At 54.8% G+C, this 17,499-nt stretch carries 18 protein-coding genes; 3 read left to right on the top strand and 15 right to left on the bottom strand.

The genetic code is table 11. The features are described from left to right. Positions 1-58: 58 nt before the first annotated feature. The gene (locus ACP3PW_RS07710) at positions 59-1,705 is read right to left on the bottom strand and encodes a methyl-accepting chemotaxis protein (protein WP_426416110.1); all 1,647 of its coding nucleotides are present in this window, start codon (positions 1,703-1,705) and stop codon (positions 59-61) included. 75 nt (positions 1,706-1,780) lie between these two features. Continuing rightward, positions 1,781-2,335 (bottom strand): hypothetical protein, encoded by a 555-nt coding sequence (locus tag ACP3PW_RS07705; RefSeq protein WP_426416109.1) that lies wholly within the window; start codon positions 2,333-2,335, stop codon positions 1,781-1,783. 154 nt (positions 2,336-2,489) lie between these two features. On the opposite strand from ACP3PW_RS07705, the gene ACP3PW_RS07700 reads away from it, so the two are divergent. Next, positions 2,490-3,149, top strand: coding sequence for a cupin domain-containing protein (locus tag ACP3PW_RS07700; RefSeq protein ID WP_426416108.1), 660 nt, complete (start codon positions 2,490-2,492; stop codon positions 3,147-3,149). Between the two features lie 85 nt (positions 3,150-3,234). Here ACP3PW_RS07700 and ACP3PW_RS07695 read toward each other — a convergent pair whose 3' ends face one another. From ACP3PW_RS07695 to ACP3PW_RS07680, 4 genes are all read right to left on the bottom strand, one after another. Continuing rightward, the gene (locus ACP3PW_RS07695) at positions 3,235-4,020 is read right to left on the bottom strand and encodes an amino acid ABC transporter ATP-binding protein (RefSeq protein WP_426416107.1); all 786 of its coding nucleotides are present in this window, start codon (positions 4,018-4,020) and stop codon (positions 3,235-3,237) included. Between the two features lie 35 nt (positions 4,021-4,055). Continuing rightward, complete coding sequence (locus ACP3PW_RS07690; RefSeq protein ID WP_426416106.1) at positions 4,056-5,153, bottom strand: amino acid ABC transporter permease; 1,098 nt, start codon at positions 5,151-5,153, stop codon at positions 4,056-4,058. 3 nt (positions 5,154-5,156) lie between these two features. Continuing rightward, positions 5,157-6,347, bottom strand: coding sequence for an amino acid ABC transporter permease (locus ACP3PW_RS07685; protein ID WP_426417023.1), 1,191 nt, complete (start codon positions 6,345-6,347; stop codon positions 5,157-5,159). Between the two features lie 77 nt (positions 6,348-6,424). Further along, entirely contained in the window at positions 6,425-7,447 is a 1,023-nt protein-coding gene (locus ACP3PW_RS07680; protein ID WP_426416105.1) for an amino acid ABC transporter substrate-binding protein, read from the bottom strand. Between the two features lie 185 nt (positions 7,448-7,632). Here ACP3PW_RS07680 and ACP3PW_RS07675 point away from each other — a divergent pair, with 185 nt between their 5' ends. Then, positions 7,633-7,836 (top strand): hypothetical protein, encoded by a 204-nt coding sequence (locus tag ACP3PW_RS07675; RefSeq protein WP_426416104.1) that lies wholly within the window; start codon positions 7,633-7,635, stop codon positions 7,834-7,836. Positions 7,837-7,908: 72 nt separating this feature from the next. Here ACP3PW_RS07675 and cysN read toward each other — a convergent pair whose 3' ends face one another. The 3 genes from cysN to ACP3PW_RS07660 all read right to left on the bottom strand — a co-directional run bounded on the left by cysN (position 7,909) and on the right by ACP3PW_RS07660 (position 11,499). Next, on the bottom strand, positions 7,909-9,546 hold the full coding sequence (gene cysN, locus ACP3PW_RS07670; protein ID WP_426416103.1) for a sulfate adenylyltransferase subunit CysN: 1,638 nt from the start codon (positions 9,544-9,546) through the stop codon (positions 7,909-7,911). 69 nt (positions 9,547-9,615) lie between these two features. Beyond that, positions 9,616-10,524 (bottom strand): sulfate adenylyltransferase subunit CysD, encoded by a 909-nt coding sequence (gene cysD / locus ACP3PW_RS07665; RefSeq protein ID WP_426416102.1) that lies wholly within the window; start codon positions 10,522-10,524, stop codon positions 9,616-9,618. Between the two features lie 213 nt (positions 10,525-10,737). Next, positions 10,738-11,499 carry a Nif3-like dinuclear metal center hexameric protein gene (locus ACP3PW_RS07660; RefSeq protein ID WP_426416101.1) on the bottom strand — a complete coding sequence of 254 codons (762 nt, stop codon included), beginning with the start codon at positions 11,497-11,499 and terminating at the stop codon, positions 10,738-10,740. A 131-nt stretch (positions 11,500-11,630) separates the two neighbouring features. Between ACP3PW_RS07660 and ACP3PW_RS07655 the strand changes: the two genes are divergently transcribed. After that, positions 11,631-12,782, top strand: coding sequence for a S1C family serine protease (locus ACP3PW_RS07655; RefSeq protein ID WP_426416100.1), 1,152 nt, complete (start codon positions 11,631-11,633; stop codon positions 12,780-12,782). 51 nt (positions 12,783-12,833) lie between these two features. Here ACP3PW_RS07655 and hisD read toward each other — a convergent pair whose 3' ends face one another. The 6 genes from hisD to ACP3PW_RS07625 all read right to left on the bottom strand — a co-directional run bounded on the left by hisD (position 12,834) and on the right by ACP3PW_RS07625 (position 17,470). Continuing rightward, positions 12,834-14,147 carry a histidinol dehydrogenase gene (hisD, locus tag ACP3PW_RS07650; protein WP_426416099.1) on the bottom strand — a complete coding sequence of 438 codons (1,314 nt, stop codon included), beginning with the start codon at positions 14,145-14,147 and terminating at the stop codon, positions 12,834-12,836. 67 nt (positions 14,148-14,214) lie between these two features. Then, positions 14,215-14,868 (bottom strand): ATP phosphoribosyltransferase, encoded by a 654-nt coding sequence (hisG, locus tag ACP3PW_RS07645; protein ID WP_426416098.1) that lies wholly within the window; start codon positions 14,866-14,868, stop codon positions 14,215-14,217. A 14-nt stretch (positions 14,869-14,882) separates the two neighbouring features. Beyond that, positions 14,883-16,145, bottom strand: a complete 1,263-nt coding sequence (gene murA, locus ACP3PW_RS07640; protein WP_426416097.1) for a UDP-N-acetylglucosamine 1-carboxyvinyltransferase — start codon at positions 16,143-16,145, stop codon at positions 14,883-14,885. Between the two features lie 48 nt (positions 16,146-16,193). After that, the gene (locus ACP3PW_RS07635; protein ID WP_426416096.1) at positions 16,194-16,436 is read right to left on the bottom strand and encodes a BolA family protein; all 243 of its coding nucleotides are present in this window, start codon (positions 16,434-16,436) and stop codon (positions 16,194-16,196) included. A gap of 87 nt (positions 16,437-16,523) precedes the next feature. After that, positions 16,524-16,826 carry an STAS domain-containing protein gene (locus tag ACP3PW_RS07630; RefSeq protein WP_426416095.1) on the bottom strand — a complete coding sequence of 101 codons (303 nt, stop codon included), beginning with the start codon at positions 16,824-16,826 and terminating at the stop codon, positions 16,524-16,526. Then, positions 16,826-17,470, bottom strand: coding sequence for an MlaC/ttg2D family ABC transporter substrate-binding protein (locus ACP3PW_RS07625; RefSeq protein ID WP_426416094.1), 645 nt, complete (start codon positions 17,468-17,470; stop codon positions 16,826-16,828). Before ACP3PW_RS07625 ends, ACP3PW_RS07630 begins: the two co-directional genes overlap by 1 nt. Between the last annotated feature and the right edge of the window lie 29 nt (positions 17,471-17,499).

Raw genomic sequence — 17,499 nt, 5'->3', positions numbered from 1 at the left:
TATAACTTCCACCGCTCCGCACCGCACCGCAAACAGAGCGAACAGGAGAGAGATCCTATTACAACTTGAACTTATTCACCTCAACCTGCAGCTCGGAAGCCAGGCGCGCTAACTCCGCGCTGGCATCGCTAACATGGCTCGCGCCCTCACTGGAGCGGTCGGAATAGTCGCTCAAATTGGTAATATTACGGTTGATCTCCTCGGTTACCGCGGTCTGCTGTTCAGCGGCGCTGGCGATCTGGGTGTTCATATCGCTGATAGCAGCCACGGCTTCAGTAATTGCGCCGAGGGCTGACCCCGCCGCGGTCGCCCGCTCTACACTCTCGTTAGCACGAGTCTGCCCCACCTCCATAACCCGAACCGCTTCCCCAGCTCCCTGCTGCAACTTTTCGATCATCTGCTGAATCTCTTCTGTGGACTGCTGGGTTCGGCTGGCAAGGGTACGTACCTCATCGGCGACCACCGCAAACCCCCTGCCCTGTTCACCCGCGCGGGCCGCTTCGATCGCCGCATTGAGTGCCAACAGGTTGGTTTGCTCGGCGATTCCCCGGATCACATCGAGTACGCCGCCGATCGTATTGCTATCCTGCTCCACGGTGCGGATCACCTGGGCGGCGCTGTCTACATCTTCCGCTAGCTGCTGGATCGATGAGATCGCCTGCTGTACGACCTGCTGCCCCTGGCGGGCGTTGTCATCGGCATCTCGTGCACCACCCGCGGCATCCGCCGCATTGCGCGCCACTTCCTGCACCGTTGCTGCCATCTCGCTCACGGCAGCAGCCACCTCCTGAATCACTCGATGCTGCTGATCGACATTGGTGCGCGCATCGGCAGTAATACTTGAGAGTTCCTCGGCCGCTGTGGCTGACTGGGTTGTTGAGCCCGAAACCTGGCCAATAATCGCGTGGAGTTTCTCCAAAAACGTATTGAAAGCCCCCGCCAAACGCCCGAGTTCGTCGCGTCCCGCAACCGGGACACGCTGGGTTAAATCACCATCACCATGGGAAATATCCTCTACCCTGGACAGCATCTGATGGAGAGGGCCGGTAACAAGACGAGGAAACAGCAAACCAACGGCGGCACAAATAGCCAAGCCAATCAGCATTGACACCATCTGCGCCTGTTGGCTGGCGGCGGTCAATGCATCACTCGCCGCGACCTCCTCTTCGATCTCGGCCTCTACCGACTCCGTTAACTGATCAATGATATCCCGAGCCGCATCAAACTCCGTCGCACCCCGCCCAAAGCTGAGTTCGATAGCTATTTTACGCCCTTTTCGTTCACCCTCGGTGCGTTGTTTAAGGATGTTGTCAGTGGTGGCCCGCCAAGCCGTAAAGCGTTCATTAAACCCCTGTACCGTTGCTTTATCATCGGGGTGAGTTTCCAGCGCTTCAAACTTCGCCATGCGCTCGGCGACCTGCTGCAAATTTTCACTATGCTGCGTCTGCAGCACCTTATATTCGGGGGACTTCACATCCACAAAAATAACACTGCGTTCGGCAACCTGCGCCTGATAAAGGTCACGGTCCGCTTGCAGCAACAGGTTTATCTTGGGCAGCAGACGCTCGGCCAAATTATCCGACGCTTCATCCACCTTACCGATATTCCTTATTCCCATCAGCGCAATCACGGCCAGAAGTATCGCTAGCAGGGCAACCGGGATCGCCAGTTTCATGCGAAACGATAAGTTATTCATCCAATTCATAGCGAGTCCCCGCGAAATTCTACCGTTCAGGAAGCAGCCTCACTGTTAGCACTGCTTCGATCCATTGAAATTAAATCATTCAAACTCATCAAGATTGATACCGATGGTGACAGCACCGATCGCCTTGCCGCCATCCATCACCGGAACCGACACCTGCACCAAATAGGCTTGGGCACTTTCATCAAACTCAACCTCACCCACATGAAGCGCACCGGTGCCGCCCTTAAATGACTCGGTCCATTTGGCTTCATCGCCCTGCCAGTAATCGGATGTTTTGCCGGTCATGGCAACGTTGGCACCCTGATTGTCCATCAGAAAAAGCTCCAGGTAATACTTTTGTGAGCTTTCTATTTTCGAAAGAGTTTTGGCGGCATCGCTATCCATAAGCGATTGCATAAAGCTATCGATACCTTCGGTTCCCCGCCACTTGGTGTCCGCCTGCTTGATGGAATCCAGACTCATGCCCTTCGCATTTTGCTCTTTGACCGCCGCCACCAGCGTGGGATCCATGCCAATACTCTGCAGTTGCGGTGCAATTTTCTTCACCTCGGGCGGTACCTCTTCAGCCAAACTCAAACCGCTAACAGCTACCAATGCCACCCCGACCACCATCGCTAATAGATTTCTCATCGAATCATCCTCATTGATACAGTTTCAGTTACATCAGTATAGGAAAGTTAACGGCACTAATGAGTAATTCTTTAGCGTTACAGAGATTGGTTATCGCCTTATCTTGACTGCTTTGCTATGGTTTTATCACTATTTACCACGCGGGGTTCGCAATATGCTCAATATGCAGTTTGGCCAACGGGTCGTTATCGACACCCAAGGCCAACCATGGCAGCCCAGCCCCATGCCCGGCGTCTGTAGAATCCCGCTGGCTCGAGAGGAGGCAGAGCAGGGTCATGCTACCAGTCTGGTGCGGTATGATGCGGGCGCGCGTTTTTCTGCCCATGCTCATCCCCTGGGTGAAGAGATCCTCGTTCTCGAAGGTACGTTTTGTGACGAGCACGGCGAATACGGCCCAGGCCATTACTTCCGTAACCCTCCCGGGTCTTCACACACCCCCTACAGTCCGGAGGGCTGCATTTTATTCGTCAAACTCCATCAGTTTCAGCCCGACGACCTCACCAGCGTACGCATTGATACTCTCAACACCCCCTGGCTTCCTGGCCAGGGGGGACTGCAAGTGATGCCGCTTCACAGTCACGAGGCGGAACAGGTGGCGCTGGTCAAGTGGCCCGCCGGCGAGCGTTTTCTGCCCCACCGCCATTTTGGTGGTGAGGAGATTTTCGTCATCAGCGGAGAGTTTTGTGATGAACATGGTCGCTACCGCGCCGGTAGCTGGATGCGCAGCCCACACCAGAGCCAACACCATCCTTTTGTGGAGGAGGAAACGGTAATCTGGGTAAAGACCGGGCACCTGCCATTAGCTGTTAATTAGTCATGTTCCTCTTATTCGCAGTCATAAAAAAACGCCTCGGTGAGGCGTTTTTTTATGACTGCGAATTGTTACCTGAAAAGAAGCCCTAGTGTTGCAGAATCTGGCTCAGGAACAGCTGGGTACGCTCTGACTGCGGATTATTGAAGAACTCGTTGGGTTCGTTTTCTTCGATCACCTGCCCGGCATCCATAAAGATCACCCGGTCTGCTACGGTCTTGGCGAAGCCCATCTCGTGGGTTACGCAGATCATGGTCATGCCATCCTCTGCCAGCTCCACCATGGTATCGAGAACCTCCTTTACCATCTCCGGATCAAGCGCCGAGGTGGGCTCATCAAACAGCATAATTTGCGGGCTCATGCATAGGCTGCGGGCAATGGCGACACGTTGTTGCTGACCACCAGACAACTGTCCAGGATACTTCAACGCCTGCTCGGCGATCTGCACCCGCTCCAGATATTTCATCCCCACCGCCTCCGCCTCAGGTCGCGACATTTTGCGTACCCAGATCGGTGCCAAACAGCAGTTCTCCAGGACGGTCAGGTGAGGGAACAGGTTAAAGTGCTGGAAGCACATACCCACCTCCTTCCGAATCGCCTCGATGTTTTTCAAGTCGTTGGTCAGAGGGGTGCCGGAGACAATGATATCTCCTTTCTGATGCTCCTCCAGATGGTTAATACAGCGAATCATGGTTGATTTCCCCGAACCGGAAGGACCACAAACGACGATACGCTCGCCCTTGGTCACTTGCAGGTTAATGTCTTTGAGGACATGAAAATCGCCATACCACTTGTTGACGCCTTTAAGCTCAATCACTACCTCACTGGAGGCTTCTGAGTCGTTTCGGGCAGTCCCGTTATTTTGTTCAGACATCGGTTTTTCCTCTCAATTCTTTTTGCAGGCCACGCTTAGCGATGGCCAGTGTTGAGCTTGCGTTCAAGGGACTGGCTGTAACGGGACATACTGAAACAGAAAATCCAGAACACAAAGGCAACAAATACATAGCCTTCTGTCGAGACGCGCGGCCAGGCCGGATCGGTAATCGCGGCCTGCACTGTCGCAAGCACATCGAACAGTCCAATAATCAGCACCAGCGAGGTATCCTTAAACAGCGCGATAAAGGTATTCACGATACCGGGGATAACTATCTTTAACGCCTGGGGAAGAATAATCAGGCCCATCAGCTTCCAATAGCTCAGGCCCATCGCCTCACCGGCTTCGTACTGCCCCTTAGGGATCGCTTGTAAGCCACCTCGAATGACTTCCGCCATATAGGCCGACTGGAACATCACGATACCGATCAGGGCGCGCAACAGCTTGTCGAACGATATCTCCTCAGGAACAAACAGCGGAAACATCACTGACGCCATAAACAGAACCGAGATCAGTGGCACTCCGCGCCACACCTCGATAAAGATGGTGCAGAAACTGCGTGCCACCGGCATATGGGAACGGCGCCCCAGAGCCAGAAAAATGCCAAAGGGCAACGCCGCCACAATACCGACTACCGCCAGTACCAGAGTCAGCATCAAACCGCCCCACTTATGGGTCTCTACCTTTTCGAGACCGAACGCATCACCGTAAAGCAGGAAAAATGCAATGACGGGGAAAATCGTCAGCGTGAACAGTGCGATCCAGCCACGGTGCGGTGTGCGCTCGATAACCAAAGCCGCAATAAGCCCGGCAAACATGGCGAACAGGAGGTTGATACGCCAAAGCTCCGCTTCGGGGTAAAAACCATAGATAAACTGCTTGATCCGTACCGTGACAAATACCCAACAGGCACCATCACTGCTGCAAGCGTCCTTGTCAGTCCCGAAAAAATCAGCACTAAAAAACGCCCAATCCAGCAACGGCCCAATAGTGGTGACAACAAAGTAGGCTGCAATCACCGTAAGGATAGAGTTTATCCAGCTATCAAACAGGTTTTCCCGCAACCAGCCAATGGGACCAGAAGTACTGACAGGTGCCGGCAGGTCGGGGAGTTTTTGATCGTTATGCAACATCGATTATCGCTCCACCAGCGCCATGCGCTTGTTGTACCAGTTCATAAACAGCGACACCAACAGACTCAACGTGAGGTAAACGGCCATGGTCATCGCAATAACTTCGATCGCCTGACCCGTCTGGTTGAGTGTGGTACCGGCAAATACACTAACAAGATCGGGATAACCGATGGCGGTAGCCAACGATGAGTTTTTGATCAAATTGAGGTACTGGCTGGTGAGAGGTGGAATCACCACGCGCATCGCCTGGGGTATAACCACCAGCCGCAGCGTGCGGGATCGTGGCAAACCCAGCGCCGAAGCGGCTTCGGTCTGCCCATGGTCAACCGCCTCAATACCAGAACGCACTATTTCGGCGATAAAGGCAGCAGTATAGATACTCAACGCCAATAGCAACGCACTGAGTTCGGGAATAACAGTAATACCACCTTTGAAGTTAAAGCCCACCAGCTCTGGATTAACCCAGGTCAGGGGAGAACCCACAAGCAGGAAAGTAAGGCCGCAAAGACCAATAATCAAACCCAGTGAGGCCAAGTAGGCGGGGAAAAACTGGCCGGTTTCATCCTGGCGCCGACGCGCCCAGCGAACCAGAAACACAGACATAATCAGCGCCGCAAAAAACGCTATAACTACCCAACCGAATCCGCTACCGGCGACCGGCTCGGGGAGATACAAGCCTCGGACATTAAGCTGAACTCCATTGAATAGCTCGATACTTTGTTTGGGTGACGGCAGCAACTGCAACACCGCGAAGTACCAGAAGAAAATCTGCAATAGCAGGGGAATATTTCGAAATATCTCGACATAAACTGCCGCGATCTTGGCGATCAACCAGTTATGAGACAATCTGGCAACGCCGATAATAAAACCTAACAGGGTCGCCAGGATCACACCTAGAAACGACACCAGCATGGTGTTAAGCAGTCCGACAACAAACGTACGGCCAAAGCTGTAGGTCGCGTCGAACGGGATCAACGTGAGAAGGATATCGAAGCCCGCGTTTTGGCTCAGGAAGTCAAAACCGGTCGATATACCCCGCTTCTCGAGGTTGACCATGGTGTTATTGATGATAAATAGAGCGAACAGGATAACGGTTCCAACCATTAGCACCTGAAACAGAAGCGCCCGTTTTTCGGGGTTGTTCCAGAACTTTGGCTTGGAATTCGCCGAATAATTGTTATCTTCCGGCATCAAACTACTCCACTGGATAGTCAGGAGTGAAAACAAGAAGCGGCTACAGCTTGTGGCTGCAACCGCTCCAGACGACTCGCTTAGCGCATTGGCGGCGCGTACATGAACCCGCCTTTGCTCCACAGTGCGTTAACACCACGGTCAATGTTAAGCGCTGATCCAGCACCTACGTTGCGGTCAAATACCTCACCGTAGTTACCCACTTGCTTAACGATCTGGTAAGCCCAGTCATCGGCCAGGTCAAGTCCCTTACCCTTGGGTCCATCGATACCGACAAAGCGCAGAATGCCTGGGTTATCACCCGCCTTCATTTCGTCGATGTTAGCTGAGGTCAGGCCCATCTCTTCAGCGTTAATCAGGGCATTCATGCTCCACTTAACGATGTTGAACCACTGGTCATCACCCTGGCGAACCACAGGACCCAGAGGCTCCTTGGAGATAATTTCAGGCAGTACGATAGCGCTGTCTGGATTAGCCAGCTTGATGCGCAGGGCGTAGAGCTGGGAAGCGTCTGAGGTCAGGATGTCGCAACGTCCTGCTTCAAAACCCTTAACCGTCTGGTCAGAGGTATCAAATACCACTGGCTGGTACTTCATGTTGTTTTCACGGAAGTAATCGGCAAGGTTCAGCTCGGTAGTCGTACCGGCCTGAATACATACTGCCGCACCATCAAGCTCCAACGCGCTCTTTACGCCAAGGGACTTGGTGACCATGAAACCCTGGCCATCGTAGTAGTTCACACCGGCGAAGTTAAGGCCCAGGGAAGTATCACGAGTTTGAGTCCAGGTAGTGTTGCGAGACAGCACGTCGATCTCACCAGACTGTAGAGCGGTAAAGCGCTCTTTAGCCGTCAGCGGAGTGTACTTAACCTTGGTGGCGTCACCCAGGGTCGCTGCTGCAACAGCGCGGCATACGTCAACGTCCATACCCATCCAGTTACCCTTCTCATCAGGGTTGGAAAAGCCTGGCAGTCCGGTACTCACACCACACTGCAAGTAGCCACGTTCCTGAACGGCTTTAAGGGTTACATCTTCAGCAGAAGCACTCTGAGCGAATGAGAGGCCCACGGCAGCGGCAGCTGCAAAAATTCCGAGCTTTTTCATATCCTATCCTTAATTGGTTACTAATAGTTTTTAGTATGTGAAACGAAACACCTACCCCCAAGCGGGTGGCACCTTCAGCATTTCGAGATATCCCGAGTAACGACAACCACCAACACCTCGCAGGGACCGATAATGACTTTGCTACTCGCTAGATTCAGCGCACTAAGGCATTTCTCCGTGCGCTTATGGCTCAACTAAATCAAGTTTTCCAAACCAATGCAATCGAAAAGGGCGTGCTAGAGCCTTTTAACGCCCGTTTCTTCTGCAATGGGAAAAAAGTGCGCCAAAAAAAACCAGCTGCACCAACAATAGCCTATTTTGATCTCGGTCAATGGTTTGAATTTGGTGCAACCCGCTATAGCTTTTGCACCAATCGCCCCCTTTTTTAATAACGCGCCAACGCCAGCAACAAAAACGGCAGCCACTGGCTGCCGTTTTTGTTGCTGGCTACCCAAAGACCCCTAACGCCCGGTAATGGCCAGGATCTCTTCGAGGGTTTCCTCTACCGCGTCACTGCTATCAAGCGTTTTGCTAAGCTGGGCACCTTGCACCCGGGCCGAGCTGACCGGCGCCAGCACCACGAGAGCAGCACTGCTTAGCGCACTCACCATTGCCGCCGTTAGCTCTGCATCCCGCGGCAACAACAACACCGTTTTACCCCGCTCAAAGAGGCCACGCTCAAGGGTAACCAGTAACTCATCCATCTGCTCGCCGACCAACTCAATCAGGGCAGGCTGCTGGTCGAGCCGCTGGCCTCGTTCACCCGCGGTCACCGGCTGATGATTGCGCTCTTCGCTTCCTATCCCGCTCACCATCCCGGCCCCGACCGTGACGTTGGTAAGGCGATCAATAATAATAAACGCGCCCGTTGACCGATTCTTAGCGTAGGAATCAAACGCGACACGTTTATTCACGCTCACCCGACAGCGGGCAATCTCATTCAACTGCAACTGCCCGGCACTCTTGTGCTCGAGGGTGTTGACGTCGATATTAAACAGAATATCGGTCACCACCCCCGTGGTCAGGTTGGAGGAGAATTTGAAATCGTATTGGCGACCGCACTTCAGCGCGCCCTCACTCATCCACACCAGAGTCGCTTCGAAATGGTTGGCCGACAGGGGCAGATCGTCGCTCTTGACGATGGTGTCACCGCGGCTGATATCGATCTCATCTTCCATCGTCAGCGTCACCGCTTGCGATGCAAAGGCCTCCGCCAGCTGTCCATCGTAAGTATCGATGCTTTTCACGCGACTGCGCTTACCCGATGGCAACGCAACAATCTCGTCACCCGGCGCGATAACCCCCGAGGCAACGGTTCCACAGAAGCCTCGGTAGTTAAGATTCGGTCGGTTGACGTATTGAACCGGGAAGCGGAAGTTCTCCATATTACGATCGCCGGCGAGCTCTACGGTTTCGAGAATTTCCATCAACGATGGGCCGGTATACCAGGGACTCTTCTCGCTGCGATTGACGACATTGTCACCCTCAAGCGCCGACAGGGGGATAAAACGCAGGTCCTCAATGTTCAATTGATCTGCAAAACTCAGGTATTGCTCGCGAATACGGTGGTACACCTCTTCGCTAAAGCCCATCAGGTCCATCTTGTTAATAGCGACCACTACATGGCGTATACCCAGCAGCGAGGCGATAAAACTATGCCGGCGAGTCTGGGTCATAACCCCGTGGCGAGCGTCAATCAGGATAATTGCCAGCTCGCAGGTGGAGGCGCCGGTAGCCATATTGCGCGTGTACTGCTCGTGCCCCGGAGTATCGGCGATGATAAATTTCCGCCGCGCGGTGGAAAAGTAACGGTAGGCCACATCGATAGTGATTCCCTGCTCACGCTCGGCTTGCAAGCCATCGACCAGCAGCGCCAGGTCCAGCTTGCCTCCCGTTGTGCCGTGCTTGACGGTATCGGCACGAACCGCTTCGAGCTGATCTTCATAGATCATCTTGGAGTCGTGCAGCAGGCGCCCGATCAGGGTGCTTTTGCCATCATCGACACTACCGCAAGTAAGCAAGTGCAACAGCTCCTTGCGCTCGTGCTGGGCCAGGTATTCATTGATATCGGTCGCGATCAGATCTGATTGGTGAGACATGGCGGTTTCTGATAGTCGGTTGCGTTCGGGCCACCTAAGTGACCCACGAAACAATTAAGGTAAGAAGGGCTAGAAGTAGCCTTCCTGCTTTTTCTTCTCCATGGAGCCGGCGCTGTCATGGTCGATTACCCGCCCCTGACGCTCGGAGCTGGTGGTCAACAGCATCTCCTGAATGATTTCCGGCAGGGTCGTGGCGCTGGACTCGACCGCGCCCGTCAATGGATAACAGCCTAACGTTCGAAAGCGAACCATCTCCATGGCCGGCTCTTCGCCCGGCTCCAGCGGCATGCGGTCGTCATCCACCATGATTTTTACGCCATCGCGCTCAACCACTGGACGCGGCTTGGCAAAATAGAGCGGTACGATGGGGATCTCCTCTAGGTGGATATACTGCCAGATATCCAGTTCGGTCCAATTGGAGAGGGGAAACACCCGGATACTCTCCCCTTTGTTGACCTTGCCGTTATAAATATTCCACAGCTCGGGGCGCTGATTCTTGGGGTCCCAACGATGGTTCTGGTCACGGAAAGAGTAGACCCGCTCCTTGGCGCGAGACTTTTCCTCGTCACGGCGAGCACCACCGAAGGCGGCATCGAAACCATATTTGTCGAGGGCCTGCTTGAGGGCTTCTGTTTTCATCACATCGGTATGCTTGGCACTACCGTGGGTAAAGGGGCCGATACCCTGCTTAATGCCCTCTTCATTGGTATGCACGATCAGCTCCAGGCCCAGATTTTTTACATGCTGGTCGCGAAAACTGATCATCTCGTGGAATTTCCAGGTGGTATCCACGTGCATCAGGGGGAACGGGGGCTTGCCGGGATAAAATGCCTTCATCGTAAGGTGCAGCATGACCGCCGAGTCCTTGCCGACGGAGTAGAGCATCACCGGATTATCGAATTCAGCGGCCACCTCACGAATGATGTGGATACTTTCAGCTTCGAGCTGCTTGAGATGGGTAAGTTTTCTGTCCGACATGGAGTGTTCCGTACTGTCCGCTAGTATCAGGGGGCACTCAAAAAACAGGTTGCCTGCCACCCCGACGCTGATACTCAAAATGGGAGGCTACTATAGCAAATCAGAACTGATTATAAGTAGACAATAATTAAGAATAAAAACGACTATTTATATGACGAAGTGGGATATATCCACAATTTTACAGGGGTTTATCCCTCTCCTTTGGGAGCCGCCTCACACGGGATTATCGATATCCACAAAATAGTGGGTCAAGCCTTCCCGTTGCGCCAGCCACTCGCCCAGGGCTTTTACCCCATAACGCTCGGTGGCATGGTGGCCCGCACCAAAGTAATGGATACCCAGCTCACGGGCATTGTGAACCGTAGGCTCGGAGATCTCCCCACTGATAAACGCATCCGCACCCGCCGCAGCGGCCTGATCAATATAGCCCTGAGCGGCGCCGGTGCACCACGCAAGGCGCTCAATCTGCTGCGCCCCGCCTGCAATCATCTGCGGTGCGCGACCCAGTCTGGCTTCAAGCAGCCGGTTCAATTCAGGGGCACTACAGGGTTGGGAGAGTTCGCCCTGCCAAACCAGGCAAGCGGGATCGTCAGGGTTAATGGGGGCCGCATTAACAACGCCCAGCAAGCGTCCCAGTTGGGCGTTGTTACCCAGTTGAGGATGGGCATCCAACGGCAGGTGATACGCGGCGAGGCTGATGTCGTTCTCCAGCAAAGCTTTAATGCGCTTGCGCTTGATGCCGGTGACCGGTGCGGGTTCCCCCTTCCAGAAAAAACCATGATGCACCAATAACAGATCGGCGCTTCTCTCTACCGCGGTATCGATCAACGCCTGACTGGCGGTGACCCCACTGACCACCGTTGATACCGAGGCGCGCCCCTCTACCTGCAAGCCATTGGGGCAGTAGTCAGCAAAGGAGGTGACCCTCAATTCGCGATCCAAAAGACCGATCAGATGGGCAAGAGAGACTGACATAGGGCACCTGCGAAGAACCAAAGAGTGGTCGCAGCATAGCAAAGCGTGGAATGCCCCTCAAAGGCTGCGTATAATTCGTTGATAATTCGCCCTTAGTTTAACACCCGTCACATTTGCATAGGGATCTGCACTTGAATCGACTGTTCTCCTACATTAGCTGGCCCGTTGTCTGCGGTATTCTGCTGGCTTTACTGTTGGTGCAGCAATTCCCCAGCCTGGTCGGTGGGCATATCGTTCCCAAGCCCGCCATAACCCTGCAATCCGTTGATCCACAAGTGGTTACAAACACGATTCGCTCCTCCTACAGTGACGCAGTGGCAGCAGCGGCTCCAGCCGTAGTGAACATTTACACCACAAAAATCGCAGACGAAAACAACCCGTTACTGCCGACCCCGGAGCTGGACCGGTATCGCGGTTACGACAGCGTTCCCCGCAATCAGCGCATGCAATCGAGCCTGGGCTCTGGCGTCATCATGAGCCCGGAGGGCTACATCCTCACCAACAGCCACGTTATAAAAGAGGCCGATGAGATTATCGTAGCGTTACGCGACGGACGCGACACCCAGGCCAGAATCATTGGAGACGACCCCGAAACCGATCTGGCGGTCCTCAAGATTGAGCTCGAGGAGCTGCCCACGATTACACTGGCCGACTCGAATACCGCTCGCACCGGAGACGTCGTGCTGGCTATCGGCAACCCTTTCGGCGTTGGCCAAACGGTTACCATGGGAATTATCAGCGCTACCGGTCGCAACGAGCTCAACATCAACACCTACGAAGATTTTATCCAGACCGACGCGGCTATTAATCCGGGTAATTCGGGCGGCGCGCTGATCAGCGCCGATGGCAACCTGCTGGGGATCAACGCCGCCATATTTTCCCGCAGCGGAGGCTCCCAGGGTATCGGGTTTGCAATCCCCTCCGATCTTGCCCGCAGCGTGATGCTGTCGATCATCAAGCAGGGGCGGGTAATTCGTGGCTGGCTGGGTATTGAGGCGCAACCCCTCACACCGGATCTGGCAGAATCCTTTGGCATCGCCCTGCGCGACGGGATTCTGGTTTCCGGGGTTTATAAAAACAGTCCGGCTTCCAGCGCTGGCCTGCTACGAGGAGATGTCATTACCCAGATCAACGGCGTCTATGCCGGCGATGGTCGTACGGTCATGGATCAGGTGGCCCGCCAGCGCCCCGGAGAGCGCGTCGCGATAACGGTGTTGCGCCAGGGGATCGAGCGCACCTTTGATACGGTTGTGGGCGAGCGACCGCGTATTGTCTCCCAGTGACGATGCCCGCCTCCCGTCACTGACGTGTTGGGAGCCAGACATTCGACGCGACTACTTGCGAATACGGTACTCGGCAGACCGGGCATGGGCGGTCAGTCCCTCGCCGCGAGCCAGCACCGATGCAACCTTACCCATTTCGGACGCGCCTTGGGCGGAAAACTGGATGAGCGACGAGCGCTTCTGGAAATCGTAAACCCCCAGCGGCGATGAGAATCGTGCAGTGGACGAGGTTGGCAGTACATGGTTGGGTCCTGCGCAATAGTCGCCCAGCGCTTCTGCCGTGTAACGTCCCATAAAGATGGCACCCGCATGGCGTACCTCTTTAGCCCAGGACTCCGGATTCTCCACCGATAACTCAAGGTGTTCAGGGGCGATACGGTTCGTTACCGCCAGCGCCTGCTGGCGATCACACACCTTGATCAACATCCCCCTCGACTCCAGGGAGGCGCGAATAATGTCGGCGCGCTCCATCGTCGGCAACAGTTTTTCAATACTCTCCTGCACCCTGTCGAGGAAGGCCTCATCGGTGGAGACAAGAATGGATTGGGCGTCTTCATCGTGCTCGGCCTGGGAGAAGAGGTCCATCGCGATCCAGTCCGGATTGGTCTGCCCATCGCACACCACCAGAATCTCCGACGGCCCCGCAATCATGTCGATTCCCACCTGACCAAACACCATTCGCTTAGCCGTGGCCACATAGATATTGCCAGGTCCAACGATCTTATCGACACCCGGCACACTTTGGGTACCGTAGGCCAGTGCAGCCACCGCCTGGGCACCGCCAATGGTAAACACCTTATCGACTCCGGACTGGTGGGCTGCGGCTAGCACCAGCTCATTGAGTTCACCATCGGGGGTAGGCACGACCATGATGATTTCGCCAACCCCTGCGACCTTCGCCGGTAGTGCGTTCATCAATACAGAGGAGGGGTAAGCCGCCTTCCCTCCCGGCACATAGATGCCAACCCGATCCAGCGCGGTCACCTGCTGGCCCAGCAAAGTCCCATCGCTGTCATGGTACTGCCAGGATTCCTGCAACTGGCGCTGATGATAATCACGGATACGCTCGACCGCGACGCGCAATGCCTCGCGCTGCGCCTCGGGTAATCCATCGTAAGCCTGCTGCAACCGCTCTGCGCCAATACAAAGCTGGCTCATTTCCGACACATTGAGGCGGTCAAATCGATTGCTGTACTCGACCAGTGCTTCATCACCACGTCGGCGTACATTCTTGACCACATCCGTCACGGTGCTCACTACGGCGTCGTCGGACACGCCCTCCCACGCCAACATCTTATCGAGGCGCTCGCGAAAACCTTCCGCGCTGGCATCGAGTCGGGCGATGGCTACAGTGGAGTTCGTCATGTAGATTCTCCTTTTGGGCTGTTTACTACGCTACCTTGCAGTTCGGGTGTGAGGGCCGGTGCTGTGATCAACCCGCTTTGCGAGCCTCGTTCACCGCACCGCCAAGATGTTCGATCAACCCCTGAACCTTGGCATGCTTAAGCTTCATTGACGCTTTGTTGACCACCAGGCGAGAGCTGATCATGGCGATCAACTCCTGGGGCTCGAGCCCATTAGCCCTGAGGGTGTTGCCGGTATCTACCACATCGATAATACGGTCGGCCAACCCAACCAGCGGTGCCAACTCCATCGAACCATAGAGCTTGATGATATCTACCTGCTGCCCCTGAGCGGCATAGTAGCGACGGGCGACATTGACAAACTTGGTCGCTATTCGCAGGCGCCCAGTGACAGCGGGAGCGTTAACAGGACCCGCGGTCATCAATTTACACCGAGCTATATCCAGGTCCAGCGGCTCATATAAGCCTTTGCCACCATGCTCCATGAGCACATCCTTACCCGCCACTCCCAAATCGGCGGCGCCATGCTCCACGTAGGTAGGCACATCCGTCGCACGGATAATCACCAGCTTGACGTCATCGCGAGTGGTATCAAATATTAGTTTACGGCTTTTATTGAGGTCTTCCAGCGGCTCTATACCGGCTGCTTTCAGTAACGGCAGCGTATCATCGAGGATTCGCCCTTTAGAGAGCGCAATAGTCAATTGTTGCGAATTGCTCATCCGGTGAAGGTCTCCTAGCCGGGTATGCGGCGAATTTTGGCGCCCAACAACTGCAGCTTCTCTTCGATACATTCGTAGCCACGGTCAATATGATAGATTCGATCGACGATGGTATCGCCCTCGGCCACAAGGCCCGCAATAACCAGGCTCGCCGAAGCGCGCAGATCGGTTGCCATCACCGGGGCTGACTTCAGCTTGTCTACCCCCCTGACGATCGAAGTATTGCCCTCTACCGTGATATCCGCGCCCATGCGCATCATCTCATTGACGTGCATGAAACGGTTTTCAAAGACGGTTTCGATGATCTGGCCAGTACCCTCTGCAATGGCGTTCATCGCCGCGAACTGTGCCTGCATATCCGTGGGAAACGCGGGGTAGGGGGCTGTTTTCAGGTTAATCGCCTTGGGGCGCTTGCCTTCCATATCCAGCTCAATCCAGTCCTCGCCGACGGTCAACTTGGCGCCGGCTTCTTCAAGCTTGACCAACACCGCATCAAGAATATCGGCGCGGGTATCCTTAAGCTTAACGCGGCCACCGGTAGCGGCGGCCGCCACCAGGTAGGTACCGGTCTCAATTCGATCGGGCAGCACCGGGTAGGTGCAGCCATGCAACCGCTCAACGCCGGTCACCTTGATCGTATCGGTGCCGTGACCCTCGATCTTCGCCCCCATCGCAATCAGGCAGAGCGCCAAATCAACGACTTCGGGCTCGCGCGCGGCATTTTCCAGTACAGAAACGCCGTCGGCGAGACACGCGGCCATCAGCAAATTCTCGGTGCCGGTCACGGTCACGGTATCAAAGAAAATACGGGCGCCTTTGAGTCGATCTTTAACCTTGGCGCGGATATAGCCGTCTTCCACCGTAATTTCGGCACCCATCTGCTGCAGCCCGCGAATGTGAAGGTCTACTGGACGACTACCGATGGCACAACCGCCGGGAAGAGCCACTTCCGCTTCGCCAAAATGGGCCAGCATGGGGCCGAGCACCAGGATAGACGCACGCATGGTTTTCACCAGCTCATAGGGTGCGCTGAGACTCTTGATGGTGCTTGCATGAACCTCAACGTTGAGGCGCTCATCGATCACCAGCTCCACCCCCATGCGACCGAACAGCTCGATCATGGTGGTGATATCATGCAAGTGAGGCAAATTGCACACGGTAACCGGTTCATCGGCCAGCAGGGTTGCGGCGAGAATCGGCAGCGCGGCGTTCTTGGCACCGGAGATGCGAATCTCGCCATCGAGGCGCACTCCGCCACTTATAATCAATTTGTCCATTGTTACTCCTGAAGCTCGATCGCGATCATAAACCCAACACTACAGGGGCTATTGGTTGCGGTTGAGCCATTGCTCGCGTTTATAAAATTTCATATTAACGGCATGAATGGCACCACTGGCAATCGCCTCGTTAAGGTGCTGATACACCAACTGCTGGCGCTTCACAGGGCTCAGGCTGGCGAGCTCGTCACCGATCAGGTTGAGCCTGAAATCACAACCCTCTCCCTCGACCAATACCTCCACTCCATCGAGTCGGGATTCCAGCAACTGCTTGATCTCATCGGGCGCCATGGGTCACCTCATCCTGTTCGGCAATAAAAAAGGGCGCTCATGATATAAGAATACACAGGAGGGTGAAAGGGCGGGCAACGCCAATGACTAAAGGACGCTCAGTATCTCATCGACACCGCATACCCGGGCGAGATCGATCAATTCACAGGGGATATCCAGCACCTCAAGAGACCCTTGGTGCTGCTCAAGAAAATGCATCCACTCCAACAACAGGGCAAGACCCACGCTATTCACCTTCAACACCCCATCCATGTTGAGTTTCCAGTGAATCCCCGGAGCCTCCCGCATCAAGGATTGAACCAGTTGATCGAGCGCCGGGGCACTATCGAAGTCGATCTCCCCTGCCAGAGAGATCTCCTGTCGCTTCGATAGCCAGGCCTGGGCACGCATCAGCTGGGTTGCGATTCGTTGCTTTGGGCCAGAATCTGCCCCCAGTTGTCGATCACGTACTGCAGGTCCTTGTCATTATCCTGCATCGCCTGATCAAATTGGGTGCGAAACAATTTGCCAATATTGATGCCGTTAACGATCACATTACGCATTTTCCAGTGGCCATCCGCGTCTTTAAACATGGTGTAGGTCAGGGGGATCAGGGTGCCATTAGCCGTGGTGACGTCCATCTCAACCGGAACCCTGCGCTTACCCAGTTTTTGGGGGTCTACGGGCTTAACCACAATGTCAATATTGAACTGTCGATCATCGAACTGTCCGATCGCCTTGCCGTAAAACTCCACCAAACTACGTTTGAAGACCCCTTCGAAACGCAGCATCTGCTCAGGGGTGGCTGCACGGTTGTATTTGGCACTCACTACGCTACTGGCAATCGCATCGAACGCCACGACGGGGGACAACAACTCGTCCAGCGCCTGATATAGCGCTTCTGGATCGGCGCTATAAAGCTGTCGCTGCTCTTTCAACAACACCAGCATGCGATCGGTGGTGTCACGCACCACCGCCTCGGGACCCACCTGTGCATGAACCAAAATGGGAAACAACAGCAACAGCGCAATGCTGGTCGAACGAAACCACTTCATAATCCGCTCCTCAGAACTCCTGACCGGAA

Origin of the sequence: Aestuariirhabdus sp. LZHN29 (assembly GCF_049985285.1) — a bacterium.
Lineage (GTDB): Bacteria > Pseudomonadota > Gammaproteobacteria > Pseudomonadales > Aestuariirhabdaceae > Aestuariirhabdus.
Note: the sequence above shows the minus strand (reverse complement) of the source record. Positions and strands in the feature narration are given on the sequence as shown.

What these genes read in the sequence shown, in the direction of transcription:
- ACP3PW_RS07710 (WP_426416110.1), bottom strand. Translation starts at nt 1,705, where the DNA reads ATGAATTGGATGAATAACTTATCGTTTCGCATGAAACTGGCGATCCCG.
- ACP3PW_RS07630 (WP_426416095.1), bottom strand. Translation starts at nt 16,826, where the DNA reads ATGCGTGCCCAGGCCTGGCTATCGAAGCGACAGGAGATCTCTCTGGCA.
- ACP3PW_RS07635 (WP_426416096.1), bottom strand. Translation starts at nt 16,436, where the DNA reads ATGGCGCCCGATGAGATCAAGCAGTTGCTGGAATCCCGACTCGATGGA.
- cysD (WP_426416102.1), bottom strand. Translation starts at nt 10,524, where the DNA reads ATGTCGGACAGAAAACTTACCCATCTCAAGCAGCTCGAAGCTGAAAGT.
- murA (WP_426416097.1), bottom strand. Translation starts at nt 16,145, where the DNA reads ATGGACAAATTGATTATAAGTGGCGGAGTGCGCCTCGATGGCGAGATT.
- ACP3PW_RS07625 (WP_426416094.1), bottom strand. Translation starts at nt 17,470, where the DNA reads ATGAAGTGGTTTCGTTCGACCAGCATTGCGCTGTTGCTGTTGTTTCCC.
- ACP3PW_RS07705 (WP_426416109.1), bottom strand. Translation starts at nt 2,335, where the DNA reads ATGAGAAATCTATTAGCGATGGTGGTCGGGGTGGCATTGGTAGCTGTT.
- ACP3PW_RS07680 (WP_426416105.1), bottom strand. Translation starts at nt 7,447, where the DNA reads ATGAAAAAGCTCGGAATTTTTGCAGCTGCCGCTGCCGTGGGCCTCTCA.
- ACP3PW_RS07675 (WP_426416104.1), top strand. Translation starts at nt 7,633, where the DNA reads ATGGCTCAACTAAATCAAGTTTTCCAAACCAATGCAATCGAAAAGGGC.
- cysN (WP_426416103.1), bottom strand. Translation starts at nt 9,546, where the DNA reads ATGTCTCACCAATCAGATCTGATCGCGACCGATATCAATGAATACCTG.
- hisD (WP_426416099.1), bottom strand. Translation starts at nt 14,147, where the DNA reads ATGACGAACTCCACTGTAGCCATCGCCCGACTCGATGCCAGCGCGGAA.
- ACP3PW_RS07690 (WP_426416106.1), bottom strand. Translation starts at nt 5,153, where the DNA reads ATGTTGCATAACGATCAAAAACTCCCCGACCTGCCGGCACCTGTCAGT.
- hisG (WP_426416098.1), bottom strand. Translation starts at nt 14,868, where the DNA reads ATGAGCAATTCGCAACAATTGACTATTGCGCTCTCTAAAGGGCGAATC.
- ACP3PW_RS07660 (WP_426416101.1), bottom strand. Translation starts at nt 11,499, where the DNA reads ATGTCAGTCTCTCTTGCCCATCTGATCGGTCTTTTGGATCGCGAATTG.
- ACP3PW_RS07700 (WP_426416108.1), top strand. Translation starts at nt 2,490, where the DNA reads ATGCTCAATATGCAGTTTGGCCAACGGGTCGTTATCGACACCCAAGGC.
- ACP3PW_RS07695 (WP_426416107.1), bottom strand. Translation starts at nt 4,020, where the DNA reads ATGTCTGAACAAAATAACGGGACTGCCCGAAACGACTCAGAAGCCTCC.